Annotated in this window: 3 protein-coding genes and 1 pseudogene; 1 reads left to right on the top strand and 3 read right to left on the bottom strand. The window is 45.5% G+C overall.

Annotation, left to right across the window (positions count from 1 at the left end; all coding sequences use genetic code 11):
* Positions 1-686 precede the first annotated feature (686 nt).
* The 3 genes from QUA01_RS27195 to QUA01_RS27185 all read right to left on the bottom strand — a co-directional run bounded on the left by QUA01_RS27195 (position 687) and on the right by QUA01_RS27185 (position 3,166).
* Positions 687-947 (bottom strand): hypothetical protein, encoded by a 261-nt coding sequence (locus tag QUA01_RS27195; protein ID WP_333093620.1) that lies wholly within the window; start codon positions 945-947, stop codon positions 687-689.
* Between the two features lie 527 nt (positions 948-1,474).
* Positions 1,475-1,984 (bottom strand): GNAT family N-acetyltransferase, encoded by a 510-nt coding sequence (locus QUA01_RS27190; protein WP_333093619.1) that lies wholly within the window; start codon positions 1,982-1,984, stop codon positions 1,475-1,477.
* 117 nt (positions 1,985-2,101) lie between these two features.
* Positions 2,102-3,166 carry a tetratricopeptide repeat protein gene (locus QUA01_RS27185; protein ID WP_333093618.1) on the bottom strand — a complete coding sequence of 355 codons (1,065 nt, stop codon included), beginning with the start codon at positions 3,164-3,166 and terminating at the stop codon, positions 2,102-2,104.
* Between the two features lie 279 nt (positions 3,167-3,445).
* On the opposite strand from QUA01_RS27185, the pseudogene QUA01_RS27585 reads away from it, so the two are divergent.
* Positions 3,446-3,526 (top strand): annotated as a pseudogene (locus tag QUA01_RS27585) (D-galactonate transporter); the annotation flags it as partial.

Below are 3,526 nucleotides of genomic sequence, written 5' to 3'. Positions count from 1 at the left end.
GCTTTAAGTCGGGGAGTTTTTCCATTTCTCTATCTAATGTCTATCTCGTCTTCTTGTCAAGGGGGTTGAGCAATTACGTTGTCTGTTGACTGTTGACTGTCGTGATTTTTTAGTTGCGATATCGTGTCCGGTGGATTGACAACGATACAATAGGTTCGTAGTGCGGAATGCGAGTCCGTTCATTTTTGCAGACTTTAGTCCGCACTACGAAGGAACGGTTTTTGTTATGGCGATCGACGGGACATGATATGAGTTGTTAGATTTTGTCTAGTTAATTATCAATTAAATTTGGAGTTAGGAATCCCATTAGTCTGATGGAAGATGCGGACTAAAGTCCTCACGACGAACCTGGGAATCCCATTAATATGATGAAAAATGCGGACTAAAGTCCTCACTACGGGAGCATCTCATTTTCGGAAAAAGGATTGTTTTTACAGTGCGAGCTCTTAAGCTCGCGAGTATTATACACCTCGCGAGCTTAAGAGCTCGCACTACAAATGCAAAACAGAGATGCACCCCCTCACTACGAACCTGGGAATCCCATTAGTATGATGAAAAATGCGGACTAAAGTCCTCACTACGAACCTTATTTGGCAATTGTGCGATGTTATTTCTCTTGTGAAATGTTACCAATTATCAATCACCAATTATCAATCACCAACTGTCAACTGTCAACTGGCAACTGCCTAATACATTTGAGATTCAATTTCGTCAAAAGTAACAAAACGTTCACCGGGCAACAAAACCGGCTGCGAAGCAAAAATTAGCTGACCTCGATTGCTACCTAGACTAACAACTACACCTGCTGGACGCTGCATCTGCTCGGAATGCACTTTCAGATACATACCGTAGGCCGATCGAGCTACTCGGATCAAATCAGGAGCTAGCAAGCCGTGACTTTGGGAAATTTCTATCCTAGGTTGGGAGTTAGGCTGGTATCTGGTCACTGGAAATTTATGATAATGGTATTAGTCTAGCTATTGGTGTTAGCTCTATATCGATCGAACTTACCTTATTTAAAAATAATAGACTAGGTGGAAGAAATTAATAGATTAACCCACAATCCTCCCTTAGCTGCGATCGAACTGCAACTGCGAGCACTCATGGAAGGCCCAACTGTACGCTGCAGCGTGGCTGTATCCGTCCCCCACAACGCTAATGGGGGTTTTCAAGTACCTACGTACTCTGGGCTACATTCTCCACGACTACGTATCCAGGCCCTTGTCCAAATCTCCGCCCAACCCAGGGGAGGTGCGCTACCAGTGGCAAACAGACAGGCACTTTGCTGTTCGCAAATCCATTTTTATGTTTGAATGCCTCGCGCTTGACAGTGCGGGGTTGAACAGTTCCTTGGCAATACTCACATCTGTTGGGTTTGTTTGCACGAACGAGAGTTTTTTAGGTGCATATCTGTAAGATTGTCGATATTTCTTTGGGGGGTTTTTTCATGCAGCAGCAACCTAGGATTACTTCGTCACTCGCACAGACTAAACTCCGAGCGATACTTCACCCTTCCGCTGCAATCCTGCAAAGCTCCACTTTCTAACTCCAAAACCATAAAAGCTTCATCGGGTACATCATATTCGCATCCCAAGCTCTTGCTACTAGCAGGAACAAACCCGAAACGCGAATAGAAATCTGGATCGCCGAGCACAACAACTGCCTGAAAACCCGATCGCGCGCACTCTTTTAAACCCTCGCGGATCGATAGCGATCCTATACCTTGGCGTTGATAGCTGGGTAGAACTGCGACTGGCGCCAACCCCAGAATCGACAAATTGCTCGAACATTTTCCTGCCACGGCAACTGGACTGAAGAAAATGTGTCCGACAATGCGATCGCATTGTACGGCAACGAAGGAAAATGTAGATGCACTTCCCCGCAATCGATCAACTAAGTTTGCTTCATTTTCTCGACCGAATGCGGCAATATTGACGCTGCGAACTGCTTCGACATCTTCTGGCTTTTCGGGGCGGATTTCCATAGTTTAAATTGATTGTGGGGCGATCGAGCAAACCGACGAAACCATCGAGAAATTGTTTCTATCTTTAGAGCCAGATATTAATCAAAATTCTAGCGTTCCTGAAACCTTTTTTGGTCATTATTGCGGTACGAGCCGACCGGAAGATAATCGCTTAATTCCCTCCATCGCCCCACTTTCTCCAAATTTATCGTTTTTTTCGCGGGCAATTTTCAAAGCTTCCTCGTAGGATTCGAGAGCTTTAGCAGATTGACCGAGACTTTCATAAATCTCGCCCATATTGTTGAGCAACCTTCCGATACTTGTCTTGTCACCGATTGCTTCCAACATCGGTATCGCTTGCTGAAAATAGATCAGCGCTTGAGTATCTTTACCCTGTTTGCGACAGGTAAGTGCCATGTTGTTGAGGAGGCGGCCCACGCCAGCCCTATCTCCGATTTCCCGGCGAATTGCTAAAGCTTGGTGGTAAAATTCCATCGCTCTGTCAAAATCGCCGATGTTGTAGTAAACGCCGCCCATATTGTTGAGGGTACGGCCTAAATCTCGTCGATCGCTCTGTTGGGTGCGAATGACTCGCGCTTGCTGGTAAAATTCGATCGCCTTAGCATATTCTGCCTGTTCTGCGTACACGGCCGCAATGTTATGGAGTGCTTCTCCGATTTCAACTTGGTCGTTGACAGTTTTGGCAAGTTCCAACGCTTCTTCGTGCTGTTTCAGCGCTTCGGGAAATTTGTTGGAAATCCGGTTGATGAAACCCATGAGATTGAGGGTTTGAGCAAGGCGGCGCGCATCGCCTATTTCTCGGTGAATGACTAAAGCTTGTCGCAGAACTTCCAAAGCTTTCGACTTTGAACCCATTTCGCCATAAACTTCTCCCAGGCGGTTGAGGATTCTGCCGATTTCGGGTTTGTCATTTTGTTGCTTGCGAATTGCCAAAACTTGTTCAAAAGTCTGGATTGCTTCGATAAACAAACCCTCGCGGTGCTGTTTTACTCCTGTTTCAAAGAGTGTGTCTGCTTGCGTTTTGGGTTCAGTTACCTGGGCGCGATCGCTTTCTTGAACCCGCCTTGCATTTATAATAGGGGCAAAGGCCGCAGCGTCTGAGATTGCCAGCAGGCTGAGTGCGGGAGATAAAACAATACTTATAGCTGCGACATAGCTGAAGTTGTAAGAGCGGCGGTACACCGATCGAGTCCTCCTAGAGCCAAGTTATAACTATTAAGATAGAGCTTTTTGGCGTGTTCGTCCTAATTTTTTTCTCAGTCGCGCCACTGGCTATACCAATTTCCCGAAATAATGCAACTCGCTTGCAAGCTGCAAACCCATACACAATCAGTCATTCCCCATTTTTTAATCAAAAACCCCAAATTTCAAATCCCATAGGTTAGCTGTTGTCTTGCCAGAGTGCCACAATCAGCGGCATATTGGTGAGATCCCGGATGACAGCCAAGTTTTCGATCGGCTTTGCAATTAATTATTGGTTATTGGTTATTGGTTATTGGTTATTGGTTATTGGTTATTGGTTATTGGTTATTGGTTATTGGT

The sequence above is a fragment of the Microcoleus sp. S36a_B3 genome (assembly GCF_036700745.1).
GTDB lineage: Bacteria > Cyanobacteriota > Cyanobacteriia > Cyanobacteriales > Microcoleaceae > Microcoleus.
Note: the sequence above shows the minus strand (reverse complement) of the source record. Positions and strands in the feature narration are given on the sequence as shown.